This is a genomic window from Parahaliea aestuarii, from assembly GCF_008064635.1.
Lineage (GTDB): Bacteria > Pseudomonadota > Gammaproteobacteria > Pseudomonadales > Halieaceae > Parahaliea > Parahaliea aestuarii.
The window spans coordinates 126,825-145,424 of the sequence record NZ_VRYZ01000008.1; the positions used below are offsets into that span (position 1 = coordinate 126,825).

At 64.1% G+C, this 18,600-nt stretch carries 14 protein-coding genes; 11 read left to right on the plus strand and 3 right to left on the minus strand.

Annotation, left to right across the window (positions count from 1 at the left end; all coding sequences use genetic code 11):
* Positions 1 to 21: 21 nt before the first annotated feature.
* From FVW59_RS16805 to FVW59_RS16830, 6 genes are all read left to right on the plus strand, one after another.
* Entirely contained in the window at positions 22 to 924 is a 903-nt protein-coding gene (locus tag FVW59_RS16805) for a hypothetical protein (protein ID WP_148065530.1), read from the plus strand.
* 99 nt (positions 925 to 1,023) lie between these two features.
* A complete protein-coding gene (locus FVW59_RS16810) occupies positions 1,024 to 1,395 on the plus strand; it encodes a hypothetical protein (protein ID WP_148065531.1) in 372 nt (123 codons plus the stop codon).
* Positions 1,392 to 2,114 carry a C39 family peptidase gene (locus tag FVW59_RS16815; protein WP_222711555.1) on the plus strand — a complete coding sequence of 241 codons (723 nt, stop codon included), beginning with the start codon at positions 1,392 to 1,394 and terminating at the stop codon, positions 2,112 to 2,114. The genes FVW59_RS16810 and FVW59_RS16815 overlap by 4 nt, the downstream gene beginning before the upstream one ends.
* A 1-nt stretch (position 2,115) precedes the next feature.
* On the plus strand, positions 2,116 to 2,652 hold the full coding sequence (locus FVW59_RS16820) for a hypothetical protein (RefSeq protein WP_148065532.1): 537 nt from the start codon (positions 2,116 to 2,118) through the stop codon (positions 2,650 to 2,652).
* A 114-nt stretch (positions 2,653 to 2,766) separates the two neighbouring features.
* Positions 2,767 to 3,849 carry a hypothetical protein gene (locus FVW59_RS16825; protein ID WP_222711556.1) on the plus strand — a complete coding sequence of 361 codons (1,083 nt, stop codon included), beginning with the start codon at positions 2,767 to 2,769 and terminating at the stop codon, positions 3,847 to 3,849.
* A gap of 137 nt (positions 3,850 to 3,986) precedes the next feature.
* The gene (locus tag FVW59_RS16830; RefSeq protein WP_148065533.1) at positions 3,987 to 5,213 is read left to right on the plus strand and encodes an MFS transporter; all 1,227 of its coding nucleotides are present in this window, start codon (positions 3,987 to 3,989) and stop codon (positions 5,211 to 5,213) included.
* Positions 5,214 to 5,229: 16 nt separating this feature from the next.
* Here FVW59_RS16830 and FVW59_RS16835 read toward each other — a convergent pair whose 3' ends face one another.
* Entirely contained in the window at positions 5,230 to 7,632 is a 2,403-nt protein-coding gene (locus FVW59_RS16835) for an acyl-CoA dehydrogenase (RefSeq protein ID WP_148065534.1), read from the minus strand.
* A 191-nt stretch (positions 7,633 to 7,823) separates the two neighbouring features.
* On the opposite strand from FVW59_RS16835, the gene FVW59_RS16840 reads away from it, so the two are divergent.
* Positions 7,824 to 8,282, plus strand: coding sequence for an Hsp20 family protein (locus tag FVW59_RS16840; RefSeq protein WP_148065535.1), 459 nt, complete (start codon positions 7,824 to 7,826; stop codon positions 8,280 to 8,282).
* Positions 8,283 to 8,384: 102 nt separating this feature from the next.
* Here FVW59_RS16840 and FVW59_RS16845 read toward each other — a convergent pair whose 3' ends face one another.
* Positions 8,385 to 10,142, minus strand: a complete 1,758-nt coding sequence (locus FVW59_RS16845) for an amidohydrolase (RefSeq protein WP_148065536.1) — start codon at positions 10,140 to 10,142, stop codon at positions 8,385 to 8,387.
* Between the two features lie 261 nt (positions 10,143 to 10,403).
* Between FVW59_RS16845 and FVW59_RS16850 the strand changes: the two genes are divergently transcribed.
* Together FVW59_RS16850 and FVW59_RS16855 are read left to right on the plus strand one after the other, a co-directional pair.
* Positions 10,404 to 12,230: a DUF1631 family protein gene (locus FVW59_RS16850; RefSeq protein ID WP_187275949.1), complete on the plus strand. Its 1,827-nt coding sequence runs from the start codon at positions 10,404 to 10,406 to the stop codon at positions 12,228 to 12,230.
* Positions 12,211 to 12,606 (plus strand): PilZ domain-containing protein, encoded by a 396-nt coding sequence (locus FVW59_RS16855; RefSeq protein ID WP_148065538.1) that lies wholly within the window; start codon positions 12,211 to 12,213, stop codon positions 12,604 to 12,606. The genes FVW59_RS16850 and FVW59_RS16855 overlap by 20 nt, the downstream gene beginning before the upstream one ends.
* Before the next feature lie 15 nt (positions 12,607 to 12,621).
* On the opposite strand, the gene FVW59_RS16860 is transcribed toward FVW59_RS16855, so the two are convergent.
* Entirely contained in the window at positions 12,622 to 13,680 is a 1,059-nt protein-coding gene (locus FVW59_RS16860) for an EAL domain-containing protein (RefSeq protein WP_187275950.1), read from the minus strand.
* 561 nt (positions 13,681 to 14,241) lie between these two features.
* Between FVW59_RS16860 and FVW59_RS16865 the strand changes: the two genes are divergently transcribed.
* Positions 14,242 to 15,423, plus strand: a complete 1,182-nt coding sequence (locus FVW59_RS16865) for an efflux RND transporter periplasmic adaptor subunit (protein ID WP_148065540.1) — start codon at positions 14,242 to 14,244, stop codon at positions 15,421 to 15,423.
* Between the two features lie 13 nt (positions 15,424 to 15,436).
* Positions 15,437 to 18,571 carry an efflux RND transporter permease subunit gene (locus FVW59_RS16870; protein ID WP_148065541.1) on the plus strand — a complete coding sequence of 1,045 codons (3,135 nt, stop codon included), beginning with the start codon at positions 15,437 to 15,439 and terminating at the stop codon, positions 18,569 to 18,571.
* The last annotated feature ends 29 nt before the right edge of the window (positions 18,572 to 18,600 follow it).

Sequence of the window (18,600 nt, forward strand, 5' to 3'; positions counted from 1 at the left end):
GAGCACCCAAGGAGAACTGTCATGAAACGCACACCGCTATTTTGCGCACTGGTTCTGGCAACAACGGCTGGCGTGGCCTGGGGCAACCCCACCAATACAGCCACGACGTCGGCTGTTTCGCAGGATGCCGCCGCCACCTCGGACGCCATGAACAGTGGCGCCTCCGCGAACGAGGATTCCTTCGCGGCCACCATTACCGATACGCTCAACGACAACAATCTCAGTGACAACTCGGACAATTCCCAGTCCGGTTCCTTCAACCTCAACGAGAGCAGCAATAATTCCGAAAACGTCGACGCCACTTTCAGCAACGTGTTGAACACCAACAATGCGCAGATGAATTCCGGCAATGTCGACGCGGATCTGTCCGGTGTCGGCAACTGGAATAACAGCAACAACAATTCCTTCAACGCCGATGTTACAGCCACCACCCTGGAAAACGAGGACAACAGCTACAACGACTCCGGCAATGCCGATATCACCGCCTCCAATATGCTCAATACGGACGAGTCGGTGAACAACAGCGGCAATGTGAACGTCAGTCTGAATGCCTCGGAAATGGTCGATGAAAGCATTAACAACAGTGGCAATACCGACGTCACCGTGACCAATGCCTTCAACTCGGATACCGAGGTGACCAATTCCGGCAACGTCGACACCACCAACTCCGGCAACCTGAACATCGATGCAGCGGTCGCCCTGAACCTGGCGGATCTTGAAGCCACGGTCAGCGACAACAGTGTCATGATGGGTGCACCGGAAGGCGGGTCAATGATTGACTCCGCCAATGGTATCGCAGCCTCCGGCATTGGCCTGTCCGGTATCACCGGCATCGCCCAGAACGGCGTGGCCAACAGCCAGATCCAGCAGAACGTCAGTGTGCAGTCCGAGCTCAATCTCGGCGGTGGTGGCGGCTCGCTCTAGCGCCACTGTTGTGTAAACACTGTTATTACTTGCTGATCCACTCTCGGCGTCCGGCTTCGCCGGCCGCCAGAGGGGTGCCCACGAGGCAAGGAGATCGCGATGCCAGCAAGGACTTTGGCGGCGCGCATGGCGTGCGCCGCAGCGACACTGTACGCCGCAACCGCAGTGAGTGCCGAACCGCCGCTTTCCGCCAGCCTGGCGCCAGGGCTGCAACCCGTGGACAGCGCCGAGCTCGACCTGCAGCGGGGCCGAGAGGGCCTGAATGTCGATGACATGGTAGTGCTGCTGGGTGAGGTACGGGCCGACGCCCATATCAGCGACAATGTACTCACGTCGCAGCAGACCGGCGCCAATCTGGTGGAAGCCGGTGCCTTCGGAAATGCCTCCGGACTGGTTTTCTCGGTGCAGAATTCCGGCAACCATGTGGTGATCCAGAACACCACGCTGATCAACGTCAACATGCAACCGTGAGAACAAACGCCGGCCAGCGGGCTGCAACCTGGCCCTGGCGCCTGCTGGCGACACTGTTCTCTGTGACCTGGCCTGCGCTGGCCGCGGCCGGCAGCGTCAACCTGCCGGGCGCTGGCGGCATGGTGCTGAATGTGCCCGTTACCAGCTTTCAGGAGCAAAAGTTTGCCCGGGTCGTACCCCAGGCCTTTGATTTCAGTTGCGGCTCTGCCGCCGTGGCCACACTGCTGACCTTCCACTTCGAGCAGCCGGTCACCGAACACGCCATTTTCGTCGACATGTACGAAAGCGGTGATAAGGAACTGATCCGGGCCAAGGGCTTTTCGCTGCTGGACATGAAACGCTATCTGGAGCGCCAGGGCTACCGTGCGGACGGCTTCCGCGTGTCGCTGGACAAATTACAGGAGGTCGGCGTGCCGGCCATCGCGCTGATCGACACCAGTGGCTATTCCCATTTCGTGGTGCTGAAAGCCATCGACAGCGAATACGTCGTGATTGGCGACTCGGCACTCGGCATGCGCGCCATGCCCAGGACGGAGTTTGAAGGTATGTGGAACGGCATCGCCTTTCTCATTCACAACCGCGCGGATGTGGCCAGGCGCAACTTCAACCAGGAGGAGGACTGGGCCTACCTGCTGTTGCCGCCAACGCACAAGGCGCTGTCGCGGCGCACGCTGGCCGAATTCACGCTCAGTCTTCCGACCCGCAGTCATGATTACTGATGTGCGCAGGCTGATTCTGTTCTGTTGCTGCCTGGTCGCCACAGGGGGCGTGGCGGCGTCGGGCGAAGACGGCCCCGCCCTGCCGGACTACGTGCACTACGCGGCCCAGGAGGCCCGCTTTGGCAGCGCCCTCGATAGCGGGCAACTGGGCGAACTGCGGGGCGGGTTCACCACCAGCGATGGCCTGCAGTTCGCCTTCAGCATGGAGCAGGTCACCCACCTCAACGGCGAGGCGCTGTCACAGGTCAGTGTCGTCATGCCCGTTTTCGGCCTGGCGGGAAATACCGCCACCATGGTGCGCGGTGCCGATGCACTCTCCCAGGCCAGTGCCGCCGGCAGCTTCAGCTTGAGCGGACTGCCGGGCGCCTCGCCTGCGGCGGGACTCGGCCTGCCCATGCTCATCCAGAACGCCCTTGACAACCAGCACATCGAGAACTTGACTCTAATCAATCTGGATATTTTCGGCACGGATACGCTGCGGGGCGGCATGATTCACCAGCTGGTTGAAACCACGTCCATCCAGTCACTCAGGCCCTAGCGCCCCCCCTCTTCCATGCGTACCTGTACCGGCGGTTTGATCCCGGCACACCATCTGTCGCCCGGACGGCTGCCTGAACTGTAAGCCCTGACAATAACAAGCGGAAACCGGCTTATGACAGACAAGCGACTGCAATACCGCACGTTTCACGCTGCTATTGGCCTCGCCCTGGCCACCACCCTGATTACCGCCACGGCGCCGGCGGGCGCGCAGGACGCCCCGCCGGAGCAGCCGGTCGGCGAAGCGCCCGAAGAAAGCCCCCAGGCGCCCCAGGTGGTGTTCAGTGACCGCGGTGTGCGCGGCCTGCTGACCCCCGCCGGCACCACCGTCATCGAGCCCTCGTTCGCCTATACCCACTCCTCCTCCACCGCCGTGGCCATCGAGGGCTTTACCATTCTTCCGGCGCTGGTAGTGGGGCTGATCAACGTCGCCCAGGTGCAGCGGGATTCCTACATCGCCGCGGTATCGGCACGCCACGGCATTGGCGGGCGCTGGGAAGCCGAAATCTACCTGCCCTACGTGTACCGGGACGAGGCCACCCGGCAGCGGGATATTCTTGACGGCTCCTCCGCCGACTTCATTTCCGACACCGAGGGCCACGGTATTGGCGATGTCGAGGCGTCCCTGCGCTACCAGATCAATAGTGGCGCCGGCGGCGGCCCGGTGTTCATCGCCAACCTGCGCGCCAAGAGCGATACCGGCGAAGGCCCCTTCGATGTCGAACGCGGCACCATTTTCAGCGACGACGGTGTGCGGCTGACCGATGTCTTCCAGGAGCAACCCACCGGCTCCGGCTTCTGGGGTGTACAGCCCAGTGTCACCGCCATCTACACCACCGCACCGGCGGTGCTCTACGGCAGCCTGAGCTACTTCTGGAATATCGAGCGGGACGTGGGTGGGGAAACCGGGAAAGTGGACCCCGGCGACGCCGTGGGGCTGAGCATGGGCATCGGCTTCGCGATCAACCAGCGCACCTCATTCAGCCTGGGCTATGAGCACAACACGGTGTTCAAGACCCGGGTCGAGAACGACAACGGCCTGGATGCCTTGTTTGAGCGCATCCAGGTGGGTTCCTTCTTGCTCGGTGTGTCGATGGCGACTTCCAGCAAGCGCAGCTGGAACCTGTCACTGGCGGTCGGGGCCACCGACGCGGCCGCCGATGTGCAGCTCACCCTGCGCGTCCCCACCAACCTCTAGGCCACTGGACAGGTGCTGTCTTAGCCCAATACCGACCAACATGTTGAACCCGCGAGTCACAGGTTACCGCTTCCTGTAGGTTAGTCCTCCGCCCCGCTGGGCTATAGTGCGGCCTCCAACCCCAAGCGGAGACTGCCATGTTCTACGGCTGGCGCATTGTCGGGGGCGTATTCCTCGCCCAGCTTTTTGTCACCGGGTTTATGACCTATTCCTTCGGCTCCTTCATGGTGCCCCTGCAGGAAACCTTTGGCGCCACCCGTGCCCAGGTCAACCTCGGCATGACCATTGCCACCCTCACCGGCCTCATCATCTCCCCCATCCTGGGCGCCATGACCGACCGCTTTCCGGTCCGCTTGCTGATGGCCGCCGGCACCCTCATTTTCTGTGGCGGCCTGTACGGCATGTCCCTGAGCCAGAGCATCTGGCAGTTTGTGACCCTGTTCGGGGTGTCGATGAGTTTTTCCGCCCTGCTGCTGGGGCCGCTGGTGGGCTCCACGGTGATCTCGCGCTGGTTCAACCGCGCCCGGGGCAAGGCGCTGGGTATCGCCGCGGTCGGCACCTCGGTGGGCGGCCTGGTGCTGCCGGTGGTACTGGGCCAGTGGATCGCCGAAGACGGCTGGCGCAGCGCCCTGGAAAACCTGGCCCTGATCGCCCTGGCGATGCTGTTGCCGCTGCTGTTGCTGGTCATGCGCAGCCACCCCTCGGACCTCGGCCTCTATCCGGACGGCCAAACGCCCGATGGCAGCGCCCCCCAGGCGCCGCCCGCCATCGGTCTGAAAGACATCATCCGCCACCCGGCCTACTGGAGCATCGGCCTTACCATCGGGCTGCTGTTCAGTGTCTATTCCGCCTTGATGGCCAACCTGGTGCCCTACGCCCAGGGCACCGGTATTAGCCTGGAGGCTGCCGGCGCCCTGATGACGGTCATCGCCGGCTCCGGCCTGGTGGGCAAAATCCTGTTCGGCATGGCCGCCGATCGCATCAGTCTGCGCCTGGGCCTGTGGATCGCCATCGGCCTGGTGCTGACGGGGTTGCTGATCCTGCAGACCGAGCCTGGCTATCCCCTCAGCGTGCTCGCCTGTATCAGCATCGGACTCGCCGCCGGCGGCATGTTGCCGGTGTGGGGCGCCCTGCTGGCAGTGATCTTTGGTGTGGCCAGCTACGGCCGGGTGATGGGACTGATGAACCCGCTGATCACCCTGCTGGTGATGCCGGGTTTTGTGATTACCGGCCACCTCTACGACCAGAGCGGTCACTACCACGGGGCATTCTGGCTGTACTGCGGCGTGCTGGTGGTCGCCGCCGTGATTCTGGGGCGGCTGAAGATGCCCTCACCGGAAGGCATCCCCGCCACCGCCACCTGATCAGCGGGTGCGCTGCCTACAGCGACTCGAAGTCGTCCGTCAGCAGGCAGTCGAAGCGCAGGGCGTCGTAGTGGCGGATACCCGCAGCGGCCTCCTCGCTGATCACCTCTTTGGCTACAGCGTCCGCCAGGGCGCTGTCCAGGTCCTGACCTGACACCTTGCCCTTGCGCCAGGCGCGCTGGAAACGCTGGAAGGTGCCGTCCACCTGCAGCAGGGTCTGGTAGGTGCGCTCCACCCGACCCACGGCATCCTCCCCATCCTGCGGCAGGTAGATGTGCTTCGCCAGCAGGCTGCGCACCGGGTTGGGTTCCATGATCATGTCACCCAGGCGGCGCAGTTGCTCATCGCTGGGCCCTTTGTGAATCCGGCCCAGCGGGAAGCAGGCCAGGCGGAACGCGCAACCCAGCACTCGCACCGGGAAATTCTCGAGGAACCCCAGCAGGGCGTTCTGGGCCTTGTACAGCGCCTGGGCCAGCGCCACCTCAACATGCAGGTCCAACGCCTCACTCGGTGCTTCGTGCTCGCGGAATTTGAGCAGGCTGCAGGCAATAAACAACTGGCTGTGCACATCGCCGAGCCGCGCCGAGAGCATCTCGCGCCGTTTCAGTTCCCCCCCAAGCACGCCGAGAGCGACATCCGCGCACACCGCCAGCGCGGCGCTCATATGGTTGAGGTGCTGGTACCAGCGCCGGCTGAAGTCGTCGCAGCCAGCGGGCACCGGGCTGAAATACGAACCGCTGAAGCCGAACAGCTTGAGGCGGGTGATGTTGCTGAAGACGTGACCCAGGTGCTGCAGTAGCAGGCCGTCGAAGGCCTGCAGCCCGCGATCGCGATCGCCCTCCTCCAGGGTCTGCATTTCGTCGAACAGATAGGGGTGGCAGCGCAGGGCACCCTGGCCGAAGATCATCAGCGAGCGGGTCAGGATATTGGCCCCCTCCACAGTGATCGCCACCGGTATTCCGCGATAGGCAAAGGCCATGAAATTGCGCGGCCCCAACTGGATAGCCCGGCCGGAGACCACATCCATGCCGTGATTGACGCTGCTGCGCATGAGTTCGGTAGCGTGGTATTTGGCCATGGCAGTCACCACCGACGGCGCCCCGTCCTGCAGGCTGCGGGTCACCAGCTGGCGCATGGCCTCCAGGGTGACCGCGGTGACGGCGATATCCGCGGTGGCCTCCTGCACCCCCTCGAACTTGCCCACTTCCATATTGAACTGGCGGCGGATACGGGCGTAGGCCCCCACCGTCAGGTAGTTCATTTCACCACTGGCCGTGGCCAGCGCGGGCAATGAGATACCGCGCCCCACCCCCAGGCACTCGATCAGCATGCGCCAGCCGCGGCCGGCCATCTCCGGCCCGCCGATGATCCAGTCCAGGGGAATGAACACATCGCGGCCGATGATGGGCCCGTTCATGAAGGGCGTTCCGGGGTTGTGACGGGTGCCGATCTGCACGCCCTCTGTCGTCGCCGGCAGCAGTGCGCAGGTGATGCCGTAGTCCTGCTTGTCCGGGTCGCCCAGCAGGCCCTCCGGGTCGCGCAGCTTGAAGGCCAGCCCCACCACCGTGGCAATCGGCGCCAGGGTGATCCAGCGCTTGCGGAAATTCAGCCGCAGGCCGAGGATTTCCTCACCCTCGAAGGTGTCCCGGCACACCACCCCGGTATCCGGGATGGCACCGGCGTCGGAGCCCACCTCCGGGCCGGTCAGGCCGAAACAGGGGATCTCCTCGCCCTTTGCCAGCCCCGGCAGCCAGCGCTGTTTCTGCTCGTCCGTGCCGTATTTCATCAACAGTTCGCCGGGGCCGAGGGAGTTGGGCACCATGGCGGTGACGGCGCCGGTAATGGAGCGGCTGGCGATTTTGCTCATCACCCGGCTCTGGGCGTAGGGACTGAAGGCGCGACCGCCGTACTCTTCGGGGATGATGAGGCCGAAGAAGCCCTGTTCCTTGAGGTACTGCCAGGTGCCCTCGTTGAGGTCCTGCTGCTGGTAGACCTCCCACTCATCGATCATCCCGCACAGGGTCTCGACTTCATTGTCGAGAAACGACTGCTCCGCCTCGCTCAACTGCGGGGGGTCAATCGCCTGGAAGCGATTCCAGTCCGGACGGCCGGAAAAAAGATCCTTCTCCCACCAGGTGGTGCCGGCCTCCAGCGCCTCCCTTTCGGTATCGCTCATCGGCGGCATGGCCTTCTGCAACAGGCCGTAGACCGGGCGGGTGAGCCACTGCTGGCGCAGGGGGGTGTAGTTCAGTACCACCGCCCCGGCCAGTACCGGCCAGAACAGCCACCACATGCCGCCGGCGAACAGGGCCAGCACAAACAGGGTTAACAGGAGCAGAACCGAACCCGCCAGCAGACTCACCCGGTAGTACAGCAGGGCCGTCAGCACGGCGATGAACAGGATCAGGGCCAACAACATCGAAACCTCCAGGCAGAGACCAGTTCGGGGAATTCCCCTTCACTTTGGCACATTTTTGCCCGCCTTGCCGGGAATCACACTTGAAAACGGCTGCGCGGGCCCTATTTCTGTTCCTGCCCCCGGCGTGTCTTACCCAGAGCGTCTCGGGCAGACATCAATGACGACGTGTTGCTTCTAATGGAGAATATGTGATGAATACTATCGATTTGACCCCCCTGTACCGCAACAGCATCGGCTTCGACCGCATGGCCAGCCTGCTGGACGCCGCCTTCCGCAGCGATGCGGCCGGCAACGGTTACCCCCCCTACAACATCGAGTCGCTGGAAGACGCGCGCTACGCCATTACCCTGGCGGTGGCCGGCTTCGCCGAAGGCGATCTGGAAATCAATGTCGAGGGTGGTGTGCTGACCGTGAGCGGGCGCAAGCAGGAAGAAGGCGAGCGCAGGTACCTGCACCGCGGCATCGCCAACCGCGCCTTCGAGCGCAAGTTCAATCTGGCGGAGCATGTGGAAGTGACCGGCGCCCGCCTTGAGAACGGCCTGCTGACCATCGACCTGGTGAAGGAAATTCCCGAGGCGATGAAGCCGCGCCGGATCAGCATCGGCAAGGGCGCCCTGGAGCACCAGCGCGACACCAGCTACGCTGCCTGACCGCCGCACCTGACCAGGGGCCTGTCAACCGGGCCCCTGCAACACCATCCCGGAGCACCGGGCGGGGCACGCCCTGCCCGGTGCTCCTGTACGTTGCCTTCCTTATTCGGCGGACTGCTCGTAGACCACCTTGCCGTCCACCACCGTCATCAACACCTTCGCCTGGTGAATGGCGTAGGTATCCATGTCGAACAGGTTGTCGCTCAACACCACGAAATCCGCCTGCTTACCGGCCTCCAGCGACCCGATCTGCTCCTCCAGCCGCAGCTGGTAGGCGGCGTCCAGGGTATAGGCGCGAATCGCCTGCTCCAGGGTGATGCGCTCCGACACCGGCGGCTGCACCTTGAAATCCGGGTCTCCCGCGGGCTGCCGGGTCATCGCCATCTCGATATTGACCAGCGGGTTGAGGCCGTCCAGGCCGATCCAGCTGGCCGGGTAGTCTGTGCCGAGGGTAATGCGGCCACCGCCGGCAACAATGGAGCGCAGGGGATAGAACTTCTGCAGACGTTCCTTGCCGAGGAACTCTTCGGCAATATCGTCGTAAACGTACCAGCTCGGCGTGGACTGGGCGATCACATCCAGTTTCCCGAAGCGCTGCACGTCGGCCGGGTCGACAATCTGCAGGTGACAGAGGGTGATGCGCACATCGGCATCCGGCAGTTCCGTGCGCACCTGTTCGGCGATATCCAGGCCCATGCGCACCGCGGCGTCGCCCAGGGTATGCAGGTGCAGGTCGACCCCCGCCTCCGCCGCCGCCATGATGACTGACTCCGCCTTGTCGGCGGACACCAGGGAATCCCCGCGATGCCCGGGGGGATTGAGGTAGGGTTCCAGCAGGTAGGCGCTTTTGGCTTCCACCGTGCCGTCCAGCGAGACCTTCAGCATCCGCAGGTCAAAAAATTCCGAGTGGAATCGCTCGTTCAATCCGTCCAGGGTGGCAAGGGCGCTGTCGAGCTTGGCGTCGGTGTTGGTGTAGAGGGAGCCGACAATGCGCACCGGCAGGCGATCCTCCGCCACCAGTTCTTCCATCAGGGCGAAGGTGGCCTCGCCGCCGTCCACCATCCCCGCGTCAAAGGCGGCGGTGATGCCCATCGACGACATCGTGCCGAGGAAGGCATTCGCGCCCCGGGCGAGGTTGGCGGCGTTGACCACGCCCAGTTTTTCGCTGATCCAGTTGAAGGCACCGCCCTCGATCAACCAGCCCGTGGGCTGGCCATCCTCGTAGCGCTTGTAATAGTGGCGACCGGGTACAGGGTCTTCGCTATCGGCGTTCAGGCCCACCGCTTCCATGGCCTTGGTATTGATCCAGGCGGTGTGAAAGCCCTCGTCAAACAGCATGACCGGCCGGTCGGGCACCACTGCGTCGAGCATTTTCGCCGTGGGACCCTGCTCGCCGAACACAGCGCCGAGGAAGCCGTAGCCCACCAGGGGATTCTGCTGCGGGTTGGCTTTGGCGTATTCCGCCACCGCTGCCAGTACCTCGTCGGGGCCCATGTCCGGACTCAGGGTCACCGAGAATACCCAGGGAAAGGTATCGCCGACGTGGATATGCGTATCGATAAAACCCGGCAGCACCAGCTTGCCCTCCAGGTCGACGGTCTCGGTACCGGCATCCACCTGCGCCAGGGCATCGCTGTCACTGCCGACGAAGGTCAGGGTATCGCCGTCGAGCACCATGGCCTCGGCCCAGGGCTGGGCCTCGTCCTGGGTATAGATGCGGCCGTTGTACAGCAATTTATCCGCCGCGCTGCTGTACAGCGGCAGGGCAAGAAGGGCAGCGGCGAGCAGGGCCGGCCAAGAAGCGGACCGAAGTGGCCGGCGCGGCGCGTCATTGCCCCGCCTGGATTGGGTGTCATTCATAGGCTTTCTCGCTGTTCACAATTCGTTGAAGAAGGCTTATCCCCATAATCTGTGGACAATCCTGTGGGTTAATCATGGGCAAGTTTGCTCAGGGCAGCTACAGTCATGATTCAGGGCGCCTGCCTAATTCCTGAACAGGCGCTGTTGAAACAGATACTGCATCAAGCCACGGGTGGCCGCTATCCCTCCGCATCCTGTATCATTGCGCCCTCCATTCGCCTGCGCCTACTTGCCTGTGCCTGTGCCCCACGCTGTCGCCCGATGAACTCCCTCAGCGCCAACGACCTGCCACTCCCCGCCGACCTGTCGGTTGCGTACGCGGAAGTCGCCAACCTGGCGCGCAAAGCATTTAGCAACTGGCTGAGCGACGTCGATGTGGCGGACAGCGTCAAAGCTCATCTTGCACTGCTGGAGAGCACCGTGCTCTCCATCGCCCGGACGGATCAGGATTTTCTGTCACCCGGCCAACACCCCCTGCACCGACTGCTCGACTGGGCGGGAGTCGCTTTTGCCGGGGTCGACGATACCAGCAGTGCAGGCCAAAATGCACTGGCGATACTGCAGGCCCTGTGCCGCATGCTGCAAGCGGATGACGCGGCCCGGCAGAAACTCTCCAGCGCCCTGCGGGTGTCCCAGGACCGCCTGCAGCGACTTGTCACCGAGCACCAGCGGCAGGCAGATGAATCCTGCCAGCCCGTCAACAGGGCTTCGCGACAGCTGATCGCCTCGCTGCAGGTGGCGGAGACCCTGAACCAGTATCTCGATACGCCGCTGCCCGAAGCCGTTGGCGAATTCCTGTCGGGGCCCTGGCGCACCTGCGGCAGCCTGACGCTGGAGACCCGGGGGCGCTCGAGCGAGGGCTGGAAGGTATTCTCTTCCGCCACTGAACGGCTCATCCAGGTTGTCAGTCCCGGCGAGATGACCCAGGCCCGGCGGCGGCAGGCCCTCGAGTTCACCAGCGCCCTGCCCAGAATTCTTGAGCGGCTCTGTGGCGACAACACAGTCGAGTACGGCGCCTTTATCCAGTCCCTGTTCGGGGTGGAACAGGTACTGCTGCAGATTGCCAGGGGTACCGAACCAAAGACCGGCGACATCCCCCTCCTGCAGGGCCGCGAAGTGCTGGCGGCAGGTGCCAGCGAATACTTTTCAGCCCTCAATGACTGGTACCGCCATGCACCGGGCAGTGGCCACATCCGTATCCGGCTGGGGGCAGTGGATATCGGCAACGACCGCCTGCAGTTCTACCGCTTCGACGGCGAATTGCAGCTTGAACTGTCCTCCCTGGAGGCGGAGGCCCTGGCTCACCGCGGTGAACTGGTGCCGCTTGCCACCAGGCATGCCGCCTTCAGCCTGGCGCTGGCGGCCGCCGCGGGCATCGCCACCACGGACGATTTCCGCCGTGAGTTTGGCGTCCCGCCACCGCGGGTGCAAAAGCAACAGGCACAGGAGAACGAGCGTCAGCGCCGGGATGTCCTGCTCTCGAGTCGACAGAAAAAGGCAGAACTGGCCTCCAGGGAAGCCGCCCGGCGATTGCAGGCGGAGACCGAGATGCAGGCAGAAGCGGCGCGGCAGGAAGAGGCTGTCCTCGAATACAGAAAGCGCTTCGAGGCCAGGGCGAGGGCCGCTATCGCCGAGCAGCGCCGGCGTCGCGAGGCAGAGGAGTCTGGGCAGCATCCGGCCGAGACCGACGCCCCCGCCGCGCAGGCCTCAGAGCCAGCGATTCCGGAGGACGCGGAAGTTGCCCAATACCGGGAGCATCGCAAGCGCTTCTTCGAGCAGGAGCTCACCGCCGTGCAGGCCGCGGCCAGCCTGGAGGCAGACGTTGCCGCCACCGCCTCCGGCGCGGCGGAACAGGCCGCCGAATCGATCAAGGGCACCATCGGCACCTGGTATGCCTTCCACGATGGCAGAATCCCCCTGCTGGCGAAACTCGCCGGCTTTGAAAAGGTATCCGGGCAATTCCTGTTCACCAACCGGCAGGGGCATCTGATCCGCAAGCTGGTAATATCAGAGCTGACCGAACTGATAGCGAGCGGGCAGTTTGCCGCTGTGACCATGGTGTTCTTTGATGTCGGATCTGGACATTAGCACCCCGGCGACGGAGCGACGCCACCTGAGGCTGCCGGTGGCGGCAACGGTATTTATCGAAATTGACGCTGCAACGTCAACGGATGCCGAGCCCGCGGTCGAGGTGTGCACAGCCCGGGACGTGTCCCGGGGCGGACTGCAAGTGACCCTGAGCCGCGCCCTGCAGGTAGACCAGCTGGTACAGGTGGCCGTCCGCCTGGATCACCAGGATACGGAGGCCCCGCTGTTCCTGGTCGGGCAGGTGGTGTGGTGTCAGCCAGACGAGGCCGTGCCAGCTACCTTTGCCGCGGGTATGCGCTTCCTCGATGTCGCTGGCACCGAGTACCAACGCTGGAACGACCTGCTGATAGAAGAGGAAAACCGCGGCGCCGATTAGGCGCGCGGGGTGTTGTCAGGCGGCCTGGCAGGTGCCGGCGCCGGCACAGGCCAGCACTGCGGAGGGCCCCTGGTAGTAATAGCCCTGCTGATAGCGGATGCCCTCCAGTTGCAGTATGGTCGCCTGCTGGGCGGTTTCTACCCCTTCAGCAATACACAGCGCCCCGATTCGCGCGGCATAGAGGCCCAGCATGCGCAGCATCTGTGCGTACTGGGGCTTCTCGCCCACCTTGGCAACCAGGGAGCGATCCACCTTGATGATGTCAGGTGACAGCTCCAGTACGTGGTGCAGCGACGCATACCCCGCCCCGACGTCGTCTACCGCAACGCGCACGCCCCTGGCGCGAGCCCGCTCCAGGTGCATCAGCACCTGTTCATAGTTCCCGATCGGGCGCGTTTCAGTAATCTCGATGACCAGTTGCTGTGGTGCAACAGCGCCATTGAGCAGACCCTCCAGGTAGCCGCTGCAGATCCCCTCCTCTGACAGGTTCAGGGAGAGGAACCCCTGGCAGGGGGCGCTACAGGCAAATGCCTTGATAGCCGAATGGGCCAGCGCAATCTCCAGTTCACCGCGCAGCCCCCGGGTGTCCGCCAGGGCGAGCATGTCGAGGGGCTTGATCCCGTAGCCCGCGAAAGAAGACAGCGCCTCGTGGCCGATTGGCCTGCCGGTGCTGGCGTCCATCAGGGGCTGGAATGTAGCTTGATAGCGACTATCCCCCAGCAGGGCATCAATGGTCTGGCCCTCTACCAGCGGCGTCGATTGCGCAGACAGCAGCGAACGCAGCGTGATGACCGTAGCAAAGGCCTTCTCCGCCAGATAGGCCAGCAGGGCGTCGCGGCTGACCTCCGCCCCCGGTGCGCTGCAGCCGAACTCCCCGAGCGGGACAGCGGCCACTCCGTCGATGGCCACGCACTCCCAGGGGCCGCCCGCCGGCACCTTGCCCAGCGGGTCGATAGACACCCCGGGGGCCGGCGCAAAATACGCCTTTACCCCGAATTTCTCTTCACACTCAACCACTGCGCGACCCAGCAAATTGCCAAGCAATTCGCGGCCGTATCCTGCCTCCAGACTCATGCCTTTACCCATGCTGATCCAGTGCGCACCGACTGGTAGAGGCGCGCAAATACGAATGCAAACAGCCGCCCCCTACTGCCTGGTAAGCAGCGGGAACGCTGTGAATCCTTGAAAATCGAACGGGAGTGGCCCCGCTGGGGGCCTTTCTTCAAGTGCAGTGGGTACCGCTGCTGCAATGACGGTGGCCGGACGCTGTCACAGGACAGTGTCTGGCAAACCGCGTTTTGGAAGTCCCTAACGTGGGGCAACGTCTCGTAAAGTTACCCCGGTGCGGCAGTCTGTGCTGCCATTCACGGCCGAGGCCGCAGGGCCCGCATAATACGCGGATCAGTTCATCTTTCTGTGAATTATTTGACATTGATCGCAAAGTTAATGTTTTCATTAGACACATAGTTGGTGCTCTGGTACCGATCGGCACCGGGCCAAGCGGCCATACCCGGTGTTCGGATGAGGAAAAGATGGCGCCGTTCGTCTCATTAGGAGAATAATCAGGCCCCGGTCCCGCGCGCCCACTACGCGGGTGGACCGACATGGAGGGGGCGTCAGCAGACGGGACAGATAATGGGTAGAAAACTCGTGCGGGTACTCGCTCCCTTTGCCGTGGTTGCCGGCGGCGTCGGGGTGTTCATGCTGCTGCACGCCACCCGGCCGGTACCGGAGCAATCCGGGGAGAGCGCCAGGCCGGTCAGTGTCTATACCGCAGCGGTGACCCAGCGGGATATCACCCTGCAGGTACACACCCAGGGCGAGGTGCGACCGCGCACCGAGCTGGACATTGTCAGCCAGGTCAGCGGCCGAATTGTCGAAGTGTCCCCGGAATTCACCGAGGGGGGCGCCATTCGCGCCGGCGAAACCCTGCTGCGCATCGAAGACCTGGACTACCGCCTGGCCCTGCACGAAGCCCAGGCCCGGGTGGCCGAGGCACAGGTTGGCCTGGAGCAGTCCCTGGCGGATGCCGATGTGGCCCGCAAGCAGTTGCGCAACCAACCGGATGTCTCCCCCCTGGCCCTGAAGAAGCCACAGGTGGCCGAGGCCCAGGCCCGCCTCGCAGCCGCGGAAGCGGCGCTGGAACAGGCCCGGCTGGACCTTGAACGCACGCGTATCAGCCTGCCCTTTGACGGCCGCTTTACCACCACCCAGGCCGACCGCGGCCAGTTCATCAGCGCTGGCACGGTGGTCGGTCACGCCTTTGCCACCGATGTGGTGGAAGTCCGCCTGCCGCTGGCGGATGCCCAACTGGCTTCGCTCGGCCTGCCCATCGGCTTCTCTGCTGCCGCTGGCGAAGGGCTGCCGGTGACGCTGAGCGCCCGGGTCGCCGGGCAGCAACAGCAGTGGCGGGGTCGGCTGACCCGGCTGGACGCCGCCATCGACCCCGGCAGCAGAACCCTCTACGGACTGGCGGAGGTCGCCTCGCCCTACCGCGACAATGTGTCCGACGGCGGTATGCCACTGGCGGTGGGCCTGTTCGTGGAAGCCGTCATCAGTGGCCGGCAATTGCCCGGGGCGCAGGTCATCCCCGCCGCCGCCCTGCGCGCCGGCAATACCGTGTACATCGTGTCCGCCGAGGGCACCCTGGACATCCGCGAAGTCGAGGTCCTGCAGCGCAACGCGGAGCAGGCGGTGATCAGCGCCGGCCTGGAGGGCGGTGAACAGGTGGTGATCTCGGCCGTGCGCAATCCCATCCAGGGCATGGCGATCCAGGGCATCGACGGCGACGCCAACGCCGTGGCCAACCACCCCTGAGCCGGAGGCTGATATGGAACGCCTGATCCGCTGGTGGGCCTTTAACCCGGTCGCGGCCAATCTGCTGATGGTGGGTATCCTGCTGTCCGGCTACCTCGGCTTTCTCGCCATGGAGCGGGAGGCCTTCCCGCAGTTTGTGGTCAACCAGGTCCAGGTAGAGGTCACCTGGCCAGGGGCAGCGCCGCAGGAGGTGGAGGAACAGGTTATCCAGCGCATCGAGGAATCGCTGAAGGACCTGGACAACGTCAAGCGGGTCAACGCCACCGCCACGGAAGGCCATGGGCGCCTGGACGTGGCCACCTACACCTACGTCGATATCAACGACTTCCTCAATGAAGTCAAAAACCGGGTCGACGCGGTCATTGGGCTGCCCCGGGACATCGAGCCCCCCAGGGTCAAGCGCACCCAGTTCCGCGAGGAAATGATCCGGGTGGCGGTGCACGGCGATGTCAGCGAACGCGAACTCACCCGGCTGGCGGAAGACCTGCGGGACGACATGGCCAAACTGCCCTGGATTTCGGTGGTGGAGCTGTTCGGTACCCGCCGCGAAGAGGTCACGGTGGAGCTGTCGGAAAGCGCCATGCGCCGCTACGGACTGGGCTTTGACGACGTGGCCGCCGCCATCCGCGGCAGTTCGGTCAACCTGTCCTCGGGCATGGTGCGCACCGCCACCGGCGACATCCGCCTGCGCGCCCGCAATCTGGCCGATAGCGCCGACGACTTCGAGCGCATTGTGGTGCGCCAGACCGACGCCGGGGCCATCGTGGCCGTGGGCGATGTGGCGCGCGTCATCGACGGCTTCGAAGAGAATGAAATCCTCGCCACCATGAACGGCCAGCCGGCGGTACTGCTGCAGGCCCTGTCCACCGACAACATGCAGGTGGTACAGGCTTCCGAAGCCGTCAAAGCCTGGATGGACGAGGTCCGCCCCACCCTGCCCCGCGGCATGGACCTCACCCTGTGGTTCGACACCGCCGACATCTACAACAGCCGCATGTCCACCATCGGCAAGTCCGCCTATATGGGGCTGGCGCTGGTGTTTGCGGTGCTGATCCTGTCCCTGCGCCCCAAGGTGGCCCTGTGGGTCACCGTGGGTATCGCCGTGGCCTTTCTCGGCACCTTCGCCATGTTGCCGGGCAATGATGTTTCCCTGAACGTGATGTCCACCTTCGCCTTCCTGCTGGTGCTTGGGATCGTGGTGGACGACGCCATCGTGGTGGGCGAGAGCATCCACCAGGAGGCCCACGTCACCGGCGGCGGGCCGGAATCCGCGGTGACCGGGACCTTGGCGGTGGCCAAACCGGTCATCTTCGCCGTGCTCACCACCATGATCGCCTTTGCCCCCTGGTTCTTCCTGGACGTGGAGGGCGGTCACATGACCAAACAGTTCTCCATCGTCATCACCGCCGCACTGACCATCTCCCTGATCGAGGCCTTCCTCATCCTGCCGGCCCACCTGCGGCACCTCGAGCACCGGGAAAAGCTCGGCGGCTGGCGCGCAAAACAGAAGGCGCTGGAAGAGGGCATTGTGCACTTTGCCAACACCCGCTATCGCGCCCTGATCGGCTGGGCCGTCCGGCGCCGCTACCTGACCGCCGCCCTGTTCATCGCCACCTTTATCATCAGCCTTGGCCTGTTCACCGCCGGCTGGGTCAAGTTCACCTTTTTCCCCGAAGTAGAGAGCGACCAGATCTACATCAACGTGGAGATGCCCGCAGGTTCCCCCTACTCCCGCTCGCTGGAGGTGCTGCGCGTCCTGCAGGAAGCGGAGAAGAAGCTTATCGCGGAAGTGGAGCAGACAGCCAGCGACAGCGGCGGCAGCGGCGAGCTGGTACGGGGCTGGTACACCCGCTCACGCCGCGACAGCGTCATCGCCATCGTGCAACTGGCGCCGCCCACCGAGCGCGACCTCTCGGCCCGCGAAGCGGCGCTGCGCTTCCAGGAACTGGTGGGCGACATTCCCGACGCCGACGCCATCACCATCAACTACACCCTGAACGACCAGGGCCCCGCCCTCACCTACCTGCTGCAACACCGCGACCTGGCGGTCCTGCGCGCCGCCAGTACGGAACTGCAGGCGCAGCTTCACACCTACAGTGGCGCCTATTACATCCGCGACAGCCTGCGTGGCGAATCCGACGAGATTCACCTGCAGTTGCGCCCGGGAGCGGAGAAGCTCGGCATCACCCTGGCCCAGGTTTCCAGCCAGGTGCGCCAGGCCTACTACGGCGAGGAAGTGCAGCGCCTGCCGCGGGAAAACGGTGATGTGCGGGTAATGCTGAAGTATCCCCGGGAGCTGCGCGAGAGTCTTTCCTCCCTCGACCACTTCCGGGTGCGGACCGCTGACGGGCGTGAACTGCCACTGCTGTCGGTGGTGGATGTCGAAGTCTCCAGCGGCGTACAGCGCATAGAGCGCCGCGACGGCGAACGCACCCTGCAGGTATCGGCCGACGCCGTGCCGGAACTGGTCAGCGACATCAATCGCGATGTACAGGACAACTTCCTGCCGCAGCTGGGCGAGCGCTACCCCGGCCTGACAATTCTCAAGGGCGGCCAGCAGGAAACCGAGCAGGACTTCATGCAGCAGATCACCTCGCTGTACCTGGTGGCGGCCTTCGCCATGTATACGCTGATCGCCATTGCCTTCCGCTCCTACGCCTTGCCCCTGCTGATCATGACGGCGATTCCCTTTGGTTTTATGGGCGCGGTGTTCGGCCATCTCCTGTTCGGGATTCCACTGGCCCTGTTTTCCTACTTCGGCATCGGCGCCGCCGCCGGCGTGGTGGTGAACGACAATCTGGTGCTGGTGGACTATATCGGCCGGCTGCGGGCCCAGGGCAAAGACGCGCTGACGGCGGTCATCGAGGCCGGCGTACACCGCTTCCGTCCCATCCTGCTCACCACCCTGACCACTTTCATCGGCCTGATCCCGATCATGGCAGAGCGTTCCACCGAGGCGCAGTTTCTAAAGCCAGCCGTACTTTCACTGGCCTTCGGTGTACTGTTCGCCCTGTTCGTCACCCTGCTGATGGTGCCGGCCCTGTACCTGATCGGCGAGGACTGCTCGCGCCTCTTTGCAAGGGGAAAAGCCTGGTTTCGCGGTGAGCGCGGAGTCGTCGGGGAACACAGCGCCCGCGACAGTCAGTAGGCCGGCGGTGCAGGACATCGCCAGACAGC

Bases quoted from the DNA above. Each gene is read 5' to 3' on its own strand.
- FVW59_RS16835 (WP_148065534.1), bottom strand. From the start codon at position 7,632: ATGTTGTTGGCCCTGATCCTGTTCATCGCCGTGCTGACGGCCCTGCTG.
- FVW59_RS16810 (WP_148065531.1), top strand. From the start codon at position 1,024: ATGCCAGCAAGGACTTTGGCGGCGCGCATGGCGTGCGCCGCAGCGACA.
- FVW59_RS16865 (WP_148065540.1), top strand. From the start codon at position 14,242: ATGGGTAGAAAACTCGTGCGGGTACTCGCTCCCTTTGCCGTGGTTGCC.
- FVW59_RS16855 (WP_148065538.1), top strand. From the start codon at position 12,211: ATGTCGGATCTGGACATTAGCACCCCGGCGACGGAGCGACGCCACCTG.
- FVW59_RS16830 (WP_148065533.1), top strand. From the start codon at position 3,987: ATGTTCTACGGCTGGCGCATTGTCGGGGGCGTATTCCTCGCCCAGCTT.
- FVW59_RS16805 (WP_148065530.1), top strand. From the start codon at position 22: ATGAAACGCACACCGCTATTTTGCGCACTGGTTCTGGCAACAACGGCT.
- FVW59_RS16870 (WP_148065541.1), top strand. From the start codon at position 15,437: ATGGAACGCCTGATCCGCTGGTGGGCCTTTAACCCGGTCGCGGCCAAT.
- FVW59_RS16840 (WP_148065535.1), top strand. From the start codon at position 7,824: ATGAATACTATCGATTTGACCCCCCTGTACCGCAACAGCATCGGCTTC.
- FVW59_RS16825 (WP_222711556.1), top strand. From the start codon at position 2,767: ATGACAGACAAGCGACTGCAATACCGCACGTTTCACGCTGCTATTGGC.
- FVW59_RS16845 (WP_148065536.1), bottom strand. From the start codon at position 10,142: ATGAATGACACCCAATCCAGGCGGGGCAATGACGCGCCGCGCCGGCCA.
- FVW59_RS16860 (WP_187275950.1), bottom strand. From the start codon at position 13,680: ATGAGTCTGGAGGCAGGATACGGCCGCGAATTGCTTGGCAATTTGCTG.
- FVW59_RS16850 (WP_187275949.1), top strand. From the start codon at position 10,404: ATGAACTCCCTCAGCGCCAACGACCTGCCACTCCCCGCCGACCTGTCG.